The sequence below is a fragment of the Alkanindiges hydrocarboniclasticus genome (genome assembly GCF_001982605.1).
GTDB classification, from domain to species: Bacteria; Pseudomonadota; Gammaproteobacteria; order Pseudomonadales; family Moraxellaceae; genus Alkanindiges; species Alkanindiges hydrocarboniclasticus.
Window position 1 is genome coordinate 78,899 of the sequence record NZ_MLCN01000022.1, and the last position, 16,900, is coordinate 95,798.

At 46.6% G+C, this 16,900-nt stretch carries 15 protein-coding genes; 8 read left to right on the forward strand and 7 right to left on the reverse strand.

The window, feature by feature from the left end; all coding sequences use genetic code 11:
- Positions 1-146: 146 nt before the first annotated feature.
- Both dnaB and alr read left to right on the forward strand, forming a co-directional pair.
- Positions 147-1,598 (forward strand): replicative DNA helicase, encoded by a 1,452-nt coding sequence (dnaB, locus tag BKE30_RS08515; protein ID WP_076878168.1) that lies wholly within the window; start codon positions 147-149, stop codon positions 1,596-1,598.
- Between the two features lie 19 nt (positions 1,599-1,617).
- Positions 1,618-2,745 carry an alanine racemase gene (gene alr / locus BKE30_RS08520; protein ID WP_076878169.1) on the forward strand — a complete coding sequence of 376 codons (1,128 nt, stop codon included), beginning with the start codon at positions 1,618-1,620 and terminating at the stop codon, positions 2,743-2,745.
- 1 nt (position 2,746) lies between these two features.
- On the opposite strand, the gene BKE30_RS08525 is transcribed toward alr, so the two are convergent.
- The 5 genes from BKE30_RS08525 to BKE30_RS08545 form a co-directional block, all read right to left on the reverse strand.
- Positions 2,747-3,241: a GNAT family N-acetyltransferase gene (locus tag BKE30_RS08525; protein ID WP_076878170.1), complete on the reverse strand. Its 495-nt coding sequence runs from the start codon at positions 3,239-3,241 to the stop codon at positions 2,747-2,749.
- A 3-nt stretch (positions 3,242-3,244) separates the two neighbouring features.
- Positions 3,245-3,982, reverse strand: a complete 738-nt coding sequence (locus BKE30_RS08530) for a proteasome-type protease (RefSeq protein WP_076878171.1) — start codon at positions 3,980-3,982, stop codon at positions 3,245-3,247.
- Positions 3,983-4,057: 75 nt separating this feature from the next.
- Complete coding sequence (locus BKE30_RS08535) at positions 4,058-4,834, reverse strand: transglutaminase family protein (RefSeq protein ID WP_076878172.1); 777 nt, start codon at positions 4,832-4,834, stop codon at positions 4,058-4,060.
- Entirely contained in the window at positions 4,831-5,433 is a 603-nt protein-coding gene (locus tag BKE30_RS08540; RefSeq protein ID WP_076878173.1) for an alpha-E domain-containing protein, read from the reverse strand. The genes BKE30_RS08535 and BKE30_RS08540 overlap by 4 nt, the downstream gene beginning before the upstream one ends.
- Positions 5,430-6,992, reverse strand: a complete 1,563-nt coding sequence (locus tag BKE30_RS08545; RefSeq protein WP_406564677.1) for a circularly permuted type 2 ATP-grasp protein — start codon at positions 6,990-6,992, stop codon at positions 5,430-5,432. The genes BKE30_RS08540 and BKE30_RS08545 overlap by 4 nt, the downstream gene beginning before the upstream one ends.
- Before the next feature lie 485 nt (positions 6,993-7,477).
- Here BKE30_RS08545 and BKE30_RS08550 point away from each other — a divergent pair, with 485 nt between their 5' ends.
- Entirely contained in the window at positions 7,478-8,563 is a 1,086-nt protein-coding gene (locus BKE30_RS08550; RefSeq protein WP_083698507.1) for a helix-turn-helix transcriptional regulator, read from the forward strand.
- A 12-nt stretch (positions 8,564-8,575) separates the two neighbouring features.
- Here the strand turns inward: BKE30_RS08550 and BKE30_RS08555 are convergent, their stop codons facing one another.
- Complete coding sequence (locus BKE30_RS08555) at positions 8,576-10,150, reverse strand: M48 family metalloprotease (protein ID WP_083698508.1); 1,575 nt, start codon at positions 10,148-10,150, stop codon at positions 8,576-8,578.
- Between the two features lie 199 nt (positions 10,151-10,349).
- Here BKE30_RS08555 and BKE30_RS08560 point away from each other — a divergent pair, with 199 nt between their 5' ends.
- From BKE30_RS08560 to BKE30_RS08575, 4 genes are all read left to right on the forward strand, one after another.
- Positions 10,350-10,835, forward strand: a complete 486-nt coding sequence (locus BKE30_RS08560) for a hypothetical protein (protein WP_076878175.1) — start codon at positions 10,350-10,352, stop codon at positions 10,833-10,835.
- A gap of 41 nt (positions 10,836-10,876) precedes the next feature.
- Positions 10,877-12,667, forward strand: coding sequence for a copper resistance system multicopper oxidase (locus BKE30_RS08565; RefSeq protein WP_076878176.1), 1,791 nt, complete (start codon positions 10,877-10,879; stop codon positions 12,665-12,667).
- A gap of 12 nt (positions 12,668-12,679) precedes the next feature.
- A complete protein-coding gene (locus tag BKE30_RS15745; RefSeq protein ID WP_083698509.1) occupies positions 12,680-13,714 on the forward strand; it encodes a copper resistance protein B in 1,035 nt (344 codons plus the stop codon).
- A gap of 184 nt (positions 13,715-13,898) precedes the next feature.
- Complete coding sequence (locus BKE30_RS08575; RefSeq protein ID WP_076878177.1) at positions 13,899-14,753, forward strand: SDR family oxidoreductase; 855 nt, start codon at positions 13,899-13,901, stop codon at positions 14,751-14,753.
- A gap of 132 nt (positions 14,754-14,885) precedes the next feature.
- Here the strand turns inward: BKE30_RS08575 and BKE30_RS08580 are convergent, their stop codons facing one another.
- Positions 14,886-15,596: an NAD(P)H-dependent oxidoreductase gene (locus tag BKE30_RS08580; RefSeq protein ID WP_076878178.1), complete on the reverse strand. Its 711-nt coding sequence runs from the start codon at positions 15,594-15,596 to the stop codon at positions 14,886-14,888.
- A gap of 297 nt (positions 15,597-15,893) precedes the next feature.
- On the opposite strand from BKE30_RS08580, the gene BKE30_RS08585 reads away from it, so the two are divergent.
- On the forward strand, positions 15,894-16,889 hold the full coding sequence (locus BKE30_RS08585; protein WP_143253690.1) for a pirin family protein: 996 nt from the start codon (positions 15,894-15,896) through the stop codon (positions 16,887-16,889).
- Positions 16,890-16,900 lie beyond the last annotated feature (11 nt).

Sequence of the window (16,900 nt, forward strand, 5' to 3'; positions counted from 1 at the left end):
CTTTTTTTATATTAAAAAAAATGTCTTTATTTTTCAGCACCTCGTTCTGATATTCAATCAACTGTCTTTTAAAACAGCACACCACCTGCCCAATTTTTGCTTTAATAAGCACACGGATTTGGGTTTAACTATTTGGGATATTCACTATGACTTTGTCCTCTGCTCTTGACGCTACGGCGACGAACAAACCAAGCGACGGCAACATTGTGCATATGCTTCCCAATGGCCGCGAAGTACGTGTTCCCCCGCATAACCTGTCAATGGAGCAAGCTGTTCTTGCAGCGTTGATGACCATTTCCGAATCCTGGGACAGTATTAGTGATTTACTGCATGAAAACGATTTTTACGCAGTACGTCATCGCCTGATCTTCCGGGCAATTAGCCATCTCGCAGGCACCAACATGCCTTACGATGCTGTACTGGTGAATGACTGGCTGAGCAAAAACCACCAGCTTGAAGAAAGCGGCGGTGAAGCCTACCTGATGCAACTACTGGCAGAAAGCCCGGCCAGTTTGTATAACCTAACGGCCTATGCTGAAAAAGTTAAAGAATTATCTGCCTTGCGTGAGCTGATTAAAGCCGGTAATGACCTGCTGCAAACTGCCTATGACTCCAAGGGCAAATCCGTTACCGATATTCTGGACAGTACCGAAAGCCGCATTTTTGCCATTAGTGAGCAACACAATAACCGTAACCGCGAAACCGGGCCGCAACCGCTGGTGGGCGTACTTAAAAATGTACTGCACAAGGTTGAGGAGTTGCAAAAAAATGACAGCCCGATTACGGGTGTATCCACTGGATTCATTGAGCTTGATAACAAGACTTTTGGCATGCAACCCGGTGACCTGATTATTGTGGCCGCGCGTCCCAGTATGGGTAAAACCACCTTTGCCATGAACCTGATTGAAAGCGTCCTGTTTAATGCTGATTTGCCCGCACTGGTGTTTTCCATGGAGATGCCAGCAGATTCTATTGCAACGCGTTTGATTTCATCATTTGGCCGTATTCATCAGGGCCGTTTGCGTTCAGGTCGGCTTGAAGAAGGCGATTGGGTTAAGTTTTCCAGCACACTCATGCAGTTGCAAAGCAAGTACTTATATATTGATGATTCCTCTGCACTGCCACCCAATGAACTGCGTTCACGTGCGCGCCGGGTTGCCAAAAACCATGGCGGTAAACTGGGCGCGATTATGGTGGATTATTTGCAGTTGATGAAAGTTCCCGGCATGGGCGACAACCGTGTGGGTGAAATTTCGGAAATTTCCCGCAGCTTGAAGGCCTTGGCCAAGGAAATGAACTGTCCTGTCATTGCCTTGTCGCAGCTTAACCGAAGCCTTGAGAACCGGCCAAATAAACGCCCGATTATGTCTGACTTGCGGGAATCTGGAGCAATTGAGCAGGATGCTGACCTGATCATGTTTATTTATCGGGATGATGTCTATAATAAGGAATCCAAGGAAGCCGGAACAGCCGAAATTATTATTGGCAAACAGCGTAATGGCCCGATTGGTACTGTGCGCTTGGCTTTTGAAGGTCAATTCACCAAGTTTGAAAACTTAAGCCCTGAATATTACCGCAACGCTGATGACGACGAATAATCGCTTTTCTGACATTACGATGACTGCTGTGACAAAACGCCAACCAAGGATAGAACTTAGCACTTCTGCCCTGCAACACAACTTCAAGCGTGTGCGTAAGGTTGCACCGCACAGCAAAGTGGTATGCATGGTCAAGGCAGATGCTTATGGTCATGGCATTGAATTTGCCCTAAATGCGTTACAAGATACGGATGCCTTTGGTGTGGCATGCATTTCCGAGGCACGGCAAATCCGGCAACTGGGTTATAAGCAGCCTGTTACCTTAATTGAAGGGGTTTTTAGCCCTGCCGAGTGGATTGAAGCCAGTCAACAGCAATTTGAATGTGTGGTGCATCAGCAGCAGCAGGTTCAATGGGCATTGGCGCATCCTCATACTTATCAAAAAAATAACCTCAAAATCTGGCTTAAATTAAATAGTGGGATGAACCGCTTGGGGTTACAACCGGATGAACTCCTGACAGCAGCATTAAAACTGCGTGCGGCAGGATTTGAATTAGTGTTGACCATGCATTTTGCCAATGCCGATGTACCAGATCATCCCTTAAACCAGCAGCAAATCCAGACTTTTTTACATTTAAAACAGCAACTGGAACCTATTGAAGCGTCGTGCTGTAACTCGGCTGCTATTTTTAACTGGCCAGAACTGCATTTTAATTATGTCCGGCCCGGCATTATGCTATATGGTGCCTCACCCTACGATAATATCATTGCAAACAAGCTGGATTTACGGCCAGTGATGCATCTTAAAAGCAACCTGATTGCCATCCAGCATGTGAATGTTGAACAAGTAATTGGCTATGGCTCACGCTTTACCACAACGCGTCCTACCCGCTTAGGAATTGTTGCCATAGGTTATGGTGACGGTTATCCAAGGGCTTTAACGCATGGCGCTTACGTGAGCATTCAAGGCCATGAAGCGCCGCTGCTGGGCCGCGTGAGTATGGACTTGCTGGCTGTGGATTTAACCGATTTGCCAACAAGTATTCATATTGGCGATGAAGTCACATTGTGGGGCGATAACCCATCTGTTGACCTGATTGCAAAGCATAACAATACCATTGGCTATGAGTTGTTATGTCGTTTGACACAACGAGTTAAGCGTATTTCATTAAATGCTGAAGGCAATATATTAATAAAGTCTAATTAATTTAATAATTAATATAGCAGTGTTCAACCAATAGTGTTGTGGGATGAATCATGGTTTTCCCCTCAAATTTAAATGAAAAACTTTTATAAAAATTAATTGCCTCTGTGTTTTTTTCTAATACCCAAAGCATCTGCATGCCGTATCCGTGTGATTGCAAATATTCAATTGCTTTTGTCAACAACAAAGTCCCGATGCCCTTTCGTAAGTAGCAAGGCTTTAAATATATTGCAGTAATTTCACCGACTTTTGCAGAAAGAAGCAGTTCACGGCTTGGACAACAATGGACAAATCCAGCAATTACATTATGCTCAATTGCGATAAATACCCATGAATTTGACTCAGCTATAATGTTTTCCCATGATTTTGTACGTGCTTCGATATCAAGCCGATTCAAGATATCCTGATGCATTAAATTTTTATAGGCAAATTGCCAGGATTCAATGTGAACACTGGCAATATTTCTGGCATCCTGCAACGTTGCTTGTCGAATCAACAATTTTTAACGCCAATAATCATCCGGTGGCTGCGGCAAATTGGTCATGGTACTACGCAAGCCATCTGACCATTGCTGACGAATCATGGAAAAATACGGGTCGGTATCATATAGGCGACGGCCTTCGGGTAAATTAAACTGGTTTGCCCGATAGACAATAAGATCCAGCGGCGTGCCAACCGATACGTTGGAGCGAATGGTAGAGTCAAAAGAAATCAGGGCACAACGCAAGGCTTTGTCCAGGGGGGTGTGATAATTGAGTGCACGATCCAGAATCGGCTTGCCATATTTGCTTTCACCAATCTGGAAATATGGGGTATCAATAGTTGCTGCAATAAAATTACCTTGCGGATAAATGCTGTAAAGCTCTGGAGGTTCACCCTTGATTTGACCACCAATTAAAATTGAACTGGAAAAATCATATTCATTGCTTTGGGCAAGCCCAGTCACATGCTGAATCTCATGCGCCATGCACTCTCCAACAATTTCAGCGGCTTCAAATAGCGTCGCGACATTATGCAGGTTGCGTTCGGCATTGGACTGAATTTGATGCTGTAACCGTGTAATTACGGCTTGCGAGGTAGCAAGATTACCAGCCGTTTGCAACACAATGATTCGTTCACCCCTGACCCCAAAACGGTGCAGCTTGCGAAATATTGCAATATGGTCTACCCCGGCATTAGTACGTGAATCACTGACAAATACCAGCCCTTCCTCAAGTCGCATCGCTACACAATAGGTCATAACTCTTCCTGTATACATTTGAGGAGTAAACTAACAAATTACTCCCTACTTTTCCAGTTGAACAGAAATCCCTCCTTAACTGGCCAGAACTTGTACCAGTGCCCGCATGGATTCCTGTCCGCCTCCCTGTCGTGTGCCCCGCACTGGTGCAGCATCAAAATAATCACGGCCTACAGCTAAATATACATGATGATCCAGTGAGAAAAGTTGGTTAGACGTATCAAAACAGTACCACAAGCCATTAAGGTAAACCTCAGCCCACGCATGGGTAGATAAATGCGTGCTGTCGCTGCTGTGCAAATAACCTGATACATAGCGTGCAGGTAGCTTTAAGTAGCGTGCACAGGCCAGAAATACATGGGTATGATCCTGACAGACACCCTGCTCCAGATCAAATGCTTCGGCAGCGGTGGTCATTACATTGGTGGACATGGGTGTATAAGGCATGCGTTCCAGAATAGCCGCTGATAAATCAATGAGCGCAGAACGATCAGTCCCTTTGCCATATTTCGCCACAAAGTCCAGCAATGGTTCATGACAGGACGTTGTTTCAGTAGCGTGGGTAAAAAACATCGGTGACAAATGGTTATCTTCAATCCCTTCAGTTGGATTAATTTCAACCTCGCCCTGCGCCATGATCAGTAGTTCCTGATGAGGCTGGTTAACGGTCAGGCTGGTCCAGATATTGCCAAAACCATCCTGCTGGGTGCATTTGATACCCGGTGCCGCCAGTTGCCATGCATGTACAATCTGATGTCCAAAAGTCTGTGGTGTTAATCGAATATATTGATTGCTTCTTTTTACTGCACTTTCATATTCGTAGTGCGTTTGATGATTAATCACCAGCTTCATGGGCCCTCCTCAAATAGTGCCTGCATTTGATCGCAGAAACTATAGAGTGCAGTAATGTCCTTTTTTTGCTGTAGTTCTACCCAGGGTGCTTCCAGTGCTGTCCAGCCAATCGGAGACAGCATTTCTACCACAGTGCGCAAGTCCTGAATCGCCATCTCAGGTGAGCGTTTAAGCCGCAAGGCATTGTCAATTTGCTCAATACATTGACCCAGCTGCCAGAACAGGCGCACATTTTCATCTTCATCCAGTACCGCTTCGCAGCAACCAGAAATCAGCTCACACACCTTGTTTTTAAATTTTTGCTTGGGATTGGTTAAAATATTCAGGGACTCAAACACCTCCTGACTGATTACGCCGCGCACACACTGCATGTTTTCACGCACAGCACTCAGGTTGGCAATAATGGAAGCAGGCTGGTTAGGGTCTTGCAACAGGGCATTTAAGGTTTTGGCATCCCATGCGGATAGGGAAAACGCATGGGAGAACTGCAAGGCTTCCTGATCATCAGTAAATGGCAACAAACGGCACAAGCCATCAATACGAATCATATAACGACCCAGCCAGTACAGGTTTGAAGCCGTTGATAGCAATAAAATCATGCGATGCCTCCTGCCGCATCATGGGTCATAACCGACAGGGTTGTCTCCTGCTCAAGTTCAATAATCCAGGTGTCTTTAGTACCGCCGCCCTGAGAGGAATTCACTACCAGTGAACCTTCCGTTAAGGCAACACGGGTTAGCCCACCGGGGGTAATTTTTACCTGTCCGGGACTACTCAGTACAAAGGGACGCAAGTCAATATGGCGTGGTGCAATGCCTTGTTCTACCAGCGTTGGGCAAACCGACAAGGCCAGTGTTGGCTGCGCAATATACGCACTGGGGTCATTGGTTAAACGGCGGCGAAATTCATCGAGTTCACTTTGTGATGCAGTAGGGCCAATCAACATGCCATAACCGCCAGAGCCTTGTGCTTCTTTAACCACCAGTTCAGGCAAGTGAGCCAGTACATAACTCAAGTCTTCTTTTTTGCGGCACTGCCATGTAGGGACATTGTGCAAGATGGGTTTCTCGCCCAGATAAAACTCAATCATGTCGCCAACATACGGATAGATGGATTTATCATCGGCCACGCCAGTACCGGGTGCATTGGCAATCATGACTTTTCCAGCCCGGTAAGCAGCCATCAGGCCGGGAACTCCCAGCATGCTGTCAGGTCTAAACGCTAAGGGGTCAAGAAACGGGTCATCCAGACGGCGATAGATCATATCTACCCTGACCTTGCCACGGACTGACTTCAAAAATACTTCATTGCCTTCTACAAACAAATCATAGCCATTGACTAGTGGTACGCCCATTTCACGGGCCAAAAACGCATGCTCATAATAGGCACTATTAAAACGTCCCGGTGTCAGCACAACTATTGTCGGATTTTCAACCAGTGAATTGGCGATTAAAGTTTGTTTGAGTAAAGCGGGATAATCATGAACAGGTGCAATTTTATGGCTGGTAAAGATTTCTGGCATTAATTTCTGGCTGATGGAACGCCCTTCAAGCATATAGGACACCCCGGACGGCGTTCGCAGGTTATCCTCCAGCACATAATACTGGCCGTCACCATGGCGGATCAGGTCAATGCCACTGATTTGTGCATAGACCTTGCCCGGCAAGTCAACATTCAGCATCCAGGGCTGAAAGCTGTCATGGGCGATTACCTGTTCAGCCGGTACAATACCTGCCCGGATAATATCCTGATGGTGATAAACATCATGCAAAAAGGCATTTAAGGCACGGATGCGCTGGTCACAGCCCGCCTCAAGAATTTTCCATTCTTTTTGTTCAATAATGCGCGGAATAATGTCAAATGGAATGACCCGCTCGGTGCCATCTGCATCACTATACACAGTAAAGGTAATGCCTTTTTTATAGAAGTGCGAGGTAGCCTGTCCGTTGAGCTTGTTGAGTTGCTCAATGCTTTGCTGGTTTAACCAGTGATAAAAATTCTGGTAATTTTGTCTAATATCACCGGTATCAAGCGACATTTCATTAAAGAAAAGCGGTAACAAGCTTTGGGCAATATTGCAGGCTAAAGCACTACCAGATAATGTATCGCTAGACAAATTGATTGATGTTTCAGAAATCTCACGGGAGATTGCAGTCATGATCGAGCCCTTCTCAAACTTGTAAATCATGTTATGCAAGGCGAATACCAAGTCTGTAAGAAAGCATTTGAAAAATACAAACCACAGTGGATTGCACAAAAAACATGCAGCGCCTAAAGCTTATAAATAAACACGATTCCCTTGTGCTGCTATCATGCCCAAAGCGTTTAACCACAGTCATTAGCGTTATTTAGAGCGAATTGTTTTTAGTGTAACAGCGCGTAGTTTTTGCAACAAATTTAGCGATTTGCTGTAAGTGCTTTTACTGAATAATTACATGCCATTTGCGGATTGCACTAAAAATGAACAAGCCTGCCTGATTAAATAGCAAGCCCATTCAAAAAGTCTGCTGCTCAGTGTCATTGTTCAGATAAAAAAATAATTTCGTGCGACTGGCTAATAAATCCTGCTATTTTTTGCTATGGTTTAGCTGGTTTAATGAATCGGGTTAGAACAATGAAAACGCAGGATGGAGATACCGGGGAATGAGTCTGCCAAAAAAAGCCCAAGCGACAAAAAAAGCTTCCAAGTCGGCTGGGCCAGCTTCCAATGAAAAGGAAACGGTAAACAGTTTATATCGCCAATGGCAGATTTTATCCAAGCTTCCAACCGGCAAATGGATTGGCACACGCCAGCTACAGGAACAGTTGCAGCGTGAAGGTATTGATATCAGCATTCGTACCATTCAGCGTGACCTGAACCAGATTGCCAGCCGTTTTCCAATTGAAAGCAACAAGGAAACCCCGCAAGGCTGGCGCTGGCAGGAAGACGCCCCGATTCAGAGCTTGCCGCACATGAATAGCTCACAGGCAGTAACTTTTATGATGGTGGAAGACCACCTCAAACATTTGCTGCCGCCCAGCCTGCTGGATGAAATGCGTCCGTGGTTTGACTTGGCCCGGCGTAGTTTATCGTCCGAACACAATAATGTGCGCCAGTGGATTAACCGTGTGCGCATTGTACCGGCCACCCAGCCGCTGATTCCTCCGGCGGTGGATGCCAAGGCGCAGCAAAGTATTTATGAAGCGCTATTGCAGGATCGCCAGTTACGGGTGACCTACAAGGCACGTGCCCATCAAGGCGAGGATACGGTTTATACCTTAAATCCGCTGGCGCTGGTGCAGCGTGGTGCCATTATTTACCTGATTTGCACGCGGCATGATAAACCGGACGTACGCCAGTTTGCCCTGCACCGCTTTAGTCATGCCACGGTACTGGAAAGCCGCTCAATGCATCCGGTAAATTTTAATATTGATGAGTATCTGGCGGCAGGTGCACTGGGCTTTACCTCGTACAACCAGCAAAGTGTAGAACCGATTTTTATTGATTTAATGTTTCACGCCAAAGCCGGACAAACCTTTTTTGAGTCACGCTTAAGTGAAGACCAGACTGTTGAAAAACTGGAAAGCGGCGAAGTGCGGGTAACGGCTACTGTGCCTTTTACTGCGCAACTGGTGTGGTGGTTACGGGCTTATGGCCGAATGCTGATTGATATCAAACCGGAGTTTCTGGCAGAACAGGTACATGAAACTGCTTTTTTGCCCAAGGCCGAACCGGTAACTGATGTTTAAACTTAAAATGGATTAGCCCCTGAATTTACGGGCTTCCTGCATGTCGCTAAGACGGTTTTCTATTTTTGCCTGCATGCTATAGTTGTTTTGCGCCAATTTGCTGGCACGCATCAGTGAACGGATGGCGTTATCGACATTGCCATGCCAAAACTGGATTTCTGCCCGAAAGCGCAATACTTGCAGGGTTTTTAACTGGCCTTCCGGCAAACGGCTGGCAGCGGCTTCCATGGCTTGCCATGCCACTAAATCACGCGGATTTTTATTGACCAGTGGCTGTAATAGTTCCAGCGCAGCCTGCCCTTGACCAAGCGCGCTATAAGCTCGTGCGGTATAAATTGCCAACGCACGGTTTTCTGGCATAATCCGATTTTTGGCTAAAATAATATTCAATGCCTGCCGGGGCTGGTTTGCCATCAGTTCAATTTCGGTCTGGGTAATGGCGGCAATTACAGCGTCTGGCTGCTGCTGGGCAAACTGGCTGGCCAGCGCCCGGGCCTGTTGATACTTGCCAGCCTTGGCATAAAACAGGGCCAATGCCGGTATAGCAGCCGGATCGCGCTCGGCAGCAATTACCAGACGATTTTCATTCACCTGATTACTTAAAACCGCCATACGATATTGCATCACATGCAGATTGCTTTCTTCATTCAAGTCCAGCCTTGCAGTATGAACTGGATACTGGGCGGCTCGAAGGCGCGCTTCACTCATGCGCTCGGTAGATAAGGGATGAGTTAGCCAGAAGTCCGGCATAAAGCTGACCGTGCCGGTTTTACGGTTCATGGTTTCAAAAAAGTCAGCCATGGCAAGGGGACTGTAACCCGCAGCGTACATCAATCGCATGCCTACCCGGTCTGCCTCACGCTCCTGATTACGGCTATAGGAGAGTTGACGGTCTATCATGGCTGCCTGTGCCCCAATGGCTACTGCACCTGCTGCATCGGACGACTGCGAAGCCAGCAGAATACTGGCCAGCATACTACCCAGCGTGATGAGTGTCTGGTTTTTAAAGGCTTCCTTACTGCGGCTATAGTGGCGTTGTGATACGTGAGCCACCTCATGCCCCATTACCCCAGCCAGTTCATCAATCGTTTTAACAGACAATACCAGACCGGTATTAAGTGCAAACAAACCACCCGGTACTGCAAAGGCATTAATGGAATTCTCTTCAATAATGACCAGTCCAATAGGTGCTGCTGTAGTGGTAGCATTAACTGAAGCTGAAGCGCTATAAATACGGCTAAAAACCCGGGTCAGTTCATCCTGAGTCCATGGGTCTTCATACAGTGGCATTTCCTTGCCAATCTGGCGTAGCACCATTTCTCCCAGTTGGGCTTCCTGTTGCTGGTCCAGTAAACCTGTTCCAGCACCCAGATCTGGTATTTCCAGACCAAACGCGGCGTCAGTCTGCCGATAACTGGCTTGCGGCCCGTGAAACAGGGTTGTAGCATTTTTTACAGGCTTGGATATTCCATTTTCAGGCGTGCTCTGGGCAATGGCTGCATTGAGATTTATAGCATCGGTTGCCGGAATAGCCGGATTTGATACAAGGCCAAATACTGCCAAAAAGCCATAAACCTTTTTTTTCATGGTTAAGCAAAACCTGTGTTCTACAGCATTGATTTTTAATTATTGTGCAAGGCTTTTGCGGGTTACTCTACATGAATTTTGCAATGCAATCTTCATTGTTCCTACATCCTATACAGGATAAATTTTTATCGTCTTAGTATGCTTTAACAGCCAGAAAACAGGCTGCAAAATAACAAAAAATGCTGTATAAAGCCAAAGTATGCGTCCAGCAATTTATTGCCAGCTTAACCGTTTTTTGTTAAGCAATGGCCTAGCTTCACTGAAGACCAGTCTGAAAAAAATGCTGGTCAGTTTTTTATGTCTATTGCTTACTAATGCAGCAATTGGCTGCTGGCAACATGTCGTTGCACAGCCGCAAGGACAATTTGCGGGCATACAGTCAATCTCCTGCCATCAGGCTGACAATGCAGGTTCTTTGAAGCATGGCTCAGCACCGGACCATGCATTACAAAACAGTCCGTCATTAGCCCCTGATAACAGCCTTGATTCCACTAATCATCACTCCTCTAATGTGAAACACCAGTGTGCCTTAAACTGTTCGCTGTATACGTCACCAGCTAACGTTTCACCACAGGTTGCGCTGACTGGAAATGCATTACTGGCCAGCAAACCGTTTTACCTTATCGCCAATCCGTTACAGGCATGGCTGCGTGATCTGGAGCGTCCCCCGCAATTTCTCAGTTGATGCTGTTTTTAACCATAAGCACGTCAATTTGAGGAATTATCATGTCTTTGTTTCAACCTCGTTTTTCTAAATTTTTGCCTTCACAGCATTCTGTTCCCTCGCGCCGCCAGTTTATTCAGGGTCTGGGTTTAGGCAGCGTATTGGCCAGCAATATCAGTCTTGGTAAAAGCCTGACCGCACCAGACAGTCTATCCTTATCAGCGCAAACCCATGAACTGACAGGCCATATCTTTGACCTGCATGTGGGTTATCAGTCCGTCAATTTTTCTGGTAAAGCCTGTATTGCCACCACCATTAATCAATCCTTGCCCGGTCCATTATTGCGGATGCGCGAAGGCGATACTGTCAATATTCGGGTGCATAACCATTTGCAACAGGACACTTCCATACACTGGCATGGTTTGCTACTGCCCTATCAAATGGATGGCGTACCCGGTATCAGTTTTGAAGGTATCAGGCCGGGTCAGGTATTTACCTACCAATTCAAGCTGCAACAGAGCGGCACTTACTGGTATCACGCGCACTCGACCTTTCAGGAACAAACCGGGCTGCTTGGGGCCATTATTATTGAGCCAAAAGCGGGCGAGCGTCATGCGGCTGACCGTGAGCATGTCTTGCTGCTATCCGACTGGACTGATCTTGATCCGCTTTATTTATTGTCCAAACTGAAAAAACACAGTCATTTTGATAACCGGCATAAGCCCAGCCTGATGAAGCTCATGCAGGATATCAAGCAGCAGGGTTTTGGACAGGCGGTTCAATTGCGCCAAATGTGGAACCAGATGCGCATGAGTCCCACTGATTTTGCCGATTTATCAGCAGGGACTTATACCTTTTTGATGAATGGTCAGGCACCGAATCAGAACTGGACAGGATTATTTAAAAAAGGTGAAAAACTGCGCCTGCGCATTATTAATGGCAGTGCCAATACCTTTTTTGACCTGCGGATTCCCGGCCTGAAAATGACCGTAATTGCCGCCGATGGCCAGGATGTAGAACCTGTGACTGTGGATGAGATGCGGCTAGGTGTGGCAGAAACTTATGACGTGCTGGTACAGCCCGTAGATGATGCTTATACCATTTTTGCACAAAGTATGGATCGTAGCGGTTTTGCCTGCGGCACACTGGCAGTACAGGCGGGACTAAAGGCTAGTTTACCAGCACTTGATCCGGTGGAATGGCTCAGTATGCAGGATATAGGACACGCTATGGCAAGCACTATGCCCATGGCGCATGATAGTCATTCTGGCCATGACCCAAGCCTAAACAACAAAATCCAAGTGCAGCATGCCAGTACCGAAATCAATAATCCAAATGTAGATATGCAGGTGGACCAGCCCCGCAGTAACCTTGATGATCCCGGCGTCAACCTGCGGCAAAGTGCCAAAACCAGACGCGTACTCACTTATGCCGACCTGCATACCATTGGCGGCAGTCTGGACCGCCGGATGCCCACACGGGAAATTGAACTGCACCTGACTGGCAATATGGAACGCTACGTGTGGGGCCTCGATGGACAAACTTTCCATGAGGCTAACCCTGTCCACTTAAAGCCCAATGAACGGGTGCGCATTACGCTGGTCAATGACACCATGATGACCCACCCCATGCATTTACATGGCATGTGGAGTGAGCTGTGTAATCCGGATGCTGTTTCTCAAACGACAAACTCTCAGACAGATTGCTTTCAGGTTCGCAAGCACACCATCAACGTGCAACCTGCGCAGAAAATCAGCTTTGATGTTACCGCGATTGAAGGTCGCTGGGCCTGGCATTGCCATTTGCTGTACCACATGGAAGCAGGCATGTTCCGCGAAGTTGTGGTGGCTTAGGAGCAATACATCATGAATTTTCAAAAATTAAATGGGTTTAATTTACTACCGAATACTGCCTTGCTCACAGTCGCTGCCTTGTTAACAACGGTTGCCAGCTTTTCATCATCCGTGCTTGCCGCCCCGCTTGAAGATAAACAGCCCGTCAGCCAGCATAATCACCATAATATGCATGGGACAACAATGCCCATGTCGATGACAAATAGGGTAATGGATGCAGTATCAATGCAAAACGTGCCCAAGGTAGACAGCTTAGAACACGTGGAGCATCCTGAAGCAGTCGCTCACTTGGCGTTGCCCGATAAAAGTCAGATAACTGCCGGATTACGTAGTCCGGATTATTCTAATGGCTATCGCAACACCGCTTCTCACCACATGATGAGTAGTCCAAATTTCTGGAGTCTTGATGCTGAAAAGCTGGAACTGGCTCGGAACGCTGATGGGCAAAATACAAGTGGCCAGTACGAATTAACACTCTGGTACGGCAATGATTACAACCGGCTTTACCTCAACACCAGTGGTGAGTTTGAACAGGACAACCTAGAACAGGCCAGCACCAGCATAATGTGGTGGCGGCCTTTTTCAACCTACTGGAACACCACGTTTGGCTTAAAGCAGGACTATCAGCAAAATGATGCAGCGCAGGATACTGATCCTAAAGCAGAACAAACCTGGCTAGGTGGTGGCATTCGTGGCCTTGCGCCCTACTGGTTTGAGCTGGAGTCCAGTATTTATGCATCTTTAGGGGGCCATAGCCAACTGGAGCTTAATGCCAGCTATGATCTGAACATCAGCCAGAAGTTGGTATTACAGCCAGAAGTTGAGCTAATGGCCTATGGTAAAACTGATGTGCAGCATGGTTACGGCGCAGGTCTGGCAGAAATCAAAACCGGTCTGCGCCTACGTTATGAACTAACGCCACAGTTTGCACCGTACATTGGTTTTGAACGTGAACGGTTGATGGGTAAAACTGCAAAGCTTTATAAAGACCTTGAAGCTAACAGTAGCAGTCGCAAAATCCTGCTAGGAATCCGCTTCTGGTATTAGCACGCATACTTGCTGATGTTGCTACTACGATCAGCATCTGTGTTTTCAAAGTGCCCACGGCTGGCTTATGGCTGTGGGCATTGTTTTATCCGCTCAACAATGACAATAAATACTTACTAAAACTCAATAGTTTAAGAAAATTTTTAAATTACATTAGAAGCAGACATAAATTCTGGAGAACAACATGTCCATTGTGGTGACTGGGGCAACTGGCAAACTGGGTCAGCTGGTCATTCAGGCCTTACTCAAGCGCACATCGGCCAGCAACATTGTTGCTATTATCCGTAATGCAGACAAGGCAGCACAACTGGCAGCCCTGGGTATTGAAGTACGGCTAGCCAATTATGATGATATCGAAAGCCTATATACCGCACTGGTTGGTGCTGAAAAACTGCTGCTGATTTCATCAAGTGAAGTTGGCAAACGCGCAGTACAGCATTTTAATGTCATTGAAGCAGCCAGACAGGCTGATGTTAAGCATTTTGTGTATACCAGTTTGCTGCATGCAGACCGCTCGCCACTGGCACTGGCTGAAGAACATTGGCTCACTGAACAAGCGTTGTTTAAGTCTGGCCTCACTTACACCATTTTGCGCAATGGCTGGTATACCGAAAATTATACCAGTGGCTTAAAAAGTGCGCTGAGCCAGAATGTGATTATTGGGGCAACCGATGAAGGCCAGATTTCCTCAGCCAGCCGTCAGGACTATGCCGAAGCGGCAGCGATTGTATTAACCACTTTTGCGCATGAAAATAAAGTCTATGAACTGGCTGGCGATAAAGCCTACACCCTGACCGAGCTAGCCTGCGAGGCCAGTCGGCAAACTGGGCAAAATATTGTTTATTTTAATATGACTGAACATGACTACCGTGAAAAGCTGATTAACATGGGCACTGAGCCTGCGGTTGCCAACCTGCTGTCTAATAGTGATGCCGGTGCAGCATCCGGCGCATTATTTGATGACAGTGGTTGCTTGCGTCAATTACTGGGACGTGACACCACACCCTTAAGTGATTGTGTGAGGCAAGGCCTGCTTTAGTTCCTGAACACATCTTTGAGCTTACCGAACCAGTAACAGCCAATTCGGTAAGCTCAGAAACACAACCAAACTTATTAAAAATAGATTTTGCAATCAATTAATTAAATCTAATAAATTGTTTTTGCCAAAATTTTATGACCCCGCCTTCTTCGGATATAACTTATCATCAAACTGATCCAGTGTTGGAAATTCAAGCGGCTGTAACTGATCCAGATTTTGCAAATACTGCTTATAATCTTCCAGAACCTGCTGGCGCGCCTCTGGGCTAATATACGGCACGTGGTAGCCAATAAATGGCGGCAACACGTCCATGCCGGTATAATACAATGTGCCACGCAGCAACGGACGCAGCATGGTTTCTATTTCACCATGAATGGCATCCGCACCAAACATATGCTCGCGCCCACCCAATGTAAAGCTCAGTAGGGCTTTCTTGCCTTTTAGGCCACCTTGGTCATAAAAACGCTTGCCACCATAAGTCAGGCCGGAAACCAGTACCCGGTCAATCCAGCCTTTTAATATCGCAGGCACTGAAAACCAGTATAGCGGAAAGCTAAAGATCACCAGATCAGCAGCCACCAGCTTTTCAATTTCAGCAGCAATATCGGGTGCAATGGTCTGGTTTTCATAATTAATGCGTTGCTCCAGCGCATAAACCAGATAATCGGGGTTCTTGCGACTGCCAAAATCAGCACTCGATGCAACCGGATTAAAATTCATGGCATACAAATCAGACACTTCTACCTGATGACCCGCATTGCTAAGCTCCTGAACCGCCAAGTCCTTCATGGCTGTGGTAAATGATTGTGGTTCTGGATGTGCATGGACAATAAGTACATTCATGGTAAAAGCCCTGTTCCTAAAAAAATCAGTGATGAAAGTTAATAATAAAAGACTAGCGATTTAAAACTTGCTACGCCAATAAAACTGACTAAAACATAGCATTTGCCTGAACAAGATACAATTTTTGCCAAGCCTTGGTGAAGAATTTATAGGCAAGGTTAGCGGTATTAAATACTGGTTTTGTTGCAAAACTGGAACACAGCATCTTAAGCAGCTTGCTGTTTTGGCTGGCAAATTTAGGCTAATCTGATGTTCAGCGACTCAGCCTGCCAGCATATAAATCTGTAAAAGGAATGAATGATGAATAACCCGAGTTCAGGCGATGCTAACATCGAATTTGATAGCGGTTCCGCAATTCCCTTACGTGCGCCCTCACCTGCCGACATTATGCCTGAATTGGAAGATACGGGCATAGTACACATCCCTACCCGGGTTGCCATTGTAGGAGATAACCTTAAAATCCATCGCGCGCTACCCTCAAAGCAAAAACGCTTAATCGGTGCATGGTGCTTTCTGGATCACGCTGGCCCGACCACTTTTAAGGAAGGTGAAGGCTTTAGTGTGGGGCCACATCCACATATTGGCCTGCAAACCTTTACCTGGATGATTGAAGGTGAAATTTATCATCAGGACAGTTTAGGCTATCAGCAAATCATCCGGCCCAATGAAATCAACCTGATGACTGCCGGCCATGGCATTTCGCATATTGAACGCTCGCCGGAAGGCCATTCACCACATTTGCATCTGGCGCAGCTATGGATTGCCCTGCCCAAAGCCCAGTGTGATATGCCACCGTCATTTGAGCATTATGAAAGCCTGCCTGTGATAGAACAGAATAACTGCCGCTTTACCCTGCTGGCGGGCGAGTTTCTGGGCCAGACTTCACCTGTAAAAGTTTACTCTGACATGATGGGCGTTGATATTCATGCCTTGGTCAATACCAGCACTGTTCTGCCGCTCAATCCAAACTACGAATATGGCATTTTATTGCTGCAAGGAGAGTTAAGCGTTGAACAGGACACGCTGGACACCGGCACCTTATTGTATTTTCAGCCCGGCCAGCATCAGCTTCATCTGGAGCTTAAGGCCAACACCCGCCTACTGCTGATTGGTGGCAAGCCGTTTGAAGAAGACATTATTATCTGGTGGAATTTTGTAGGCCGTAGTACCGAAGAAATCCAGCAGGCTGCCCATGACTGGATCAACCAGAGCCGTTTTGGGCAGGTTGCAGGCTTTGAACACGAACGCTTAACCATTCCTGCCATTCCTGACAACCTCAAAGCATCCCGATAGAACACTCTACA

Bases quoted from the DNA above. Each gene is read 5' to 3' on its own strand.
- BKE30_RS08540 (WP_076878173.1), bottom strand. From the start codon at position 5,433: ATGATTTTATTGCTATCAACGGCTTCAAACCTGTACTGGCTGGGTCGT.
- BKE30_RS08575 (WP_076878177.1), top strand. From the start codon at position 13,899: ATGTCCATTGTGGTGACTGGGGCAACTGGCAAACTGGGTCAGCTGGTC.
- dnaB (WP_076878168.1), top strand. From the start codon at position 147: ATGACTTTGTCCTCTGCTCTTGACGCTACGGCGACGAACAAACCAAGC.
- BKE30_RS08585 (WP_143253690.1), top strand. From the start codon at position 15,894: ATGATGAATAACCCGAGTTCAGGCGATGCTAACATCGAATTTGATAGC.
- BKE30_RS08555 (WP_083698508.1), bottom strand. From the start codon at position 10,150: ATGAAAAAAAAGGTTTATGGCTTTTTGGCAGTATTTGGCCTTGTATCA.
- BKE30_RS08535 (WP_076878172.1), bottom strand. From the start codon at position 4,834: ATGAAGCTGGTGATTAATCATCAAACGCACTACGAATATGAAAGTGCA.
- BKE30_RS08565 (WP_076878176.1), top strand. From the start codon at position 10,877: ATGTCTTTGTTTCAACCTCGTTTTTCTAAATTTTTGCCTTCACAGCAT.
- BKE30_RS08545 (WP_406564677.1), bottom strand. From the start codon at position 6,992: ATGACTGCAATCTCCCGTGAGATTTCTGAAACATCAATCAATTTGTCT.
- alr (WP_076878169.1), top strand. From the start codon at position 1,618: ATGACTGCTGTGACAAAACGCCAACCAAGGATAGAACTTAGCACTTCT.
- BKE30_RS08560 (WP_076878175.1), top strand. From the start codon at position 10,350: ATGCGTCCAGCAATTTATTGCCAGCTTAACCGTTTTTTGTTAAGCAAT.
- BKE30_RS15745 (WP_083698509.1), top strand. From the start codon at position 12,680: ATGAATTTTCAAAAATTAAATGGGTTTAATTTACTACCGAATACTGCC.
- BKE30_RS08530 (WP_076878171.1), bottom strand. From the start codon at position 3,982: ATGACCTATTGTGTAGCGATGCGACTTGAGGAAGGGCTGGTATTTGTC.
- BKE30_RS08580 (WP_076878178.1), bottom strand. From the start codon at position 15,596: ATGAATGTACTTATTGTCCATGCACATCCAGAACCACAATCATTTACC.
- BKE30_RS08550 (WP_083698507.1), top strand. From the start codon at position 7,478: ATGAGTCTGCCAAAAAAAGCCCAAGCGACAAAAAAAGCTTCCAAGTCG.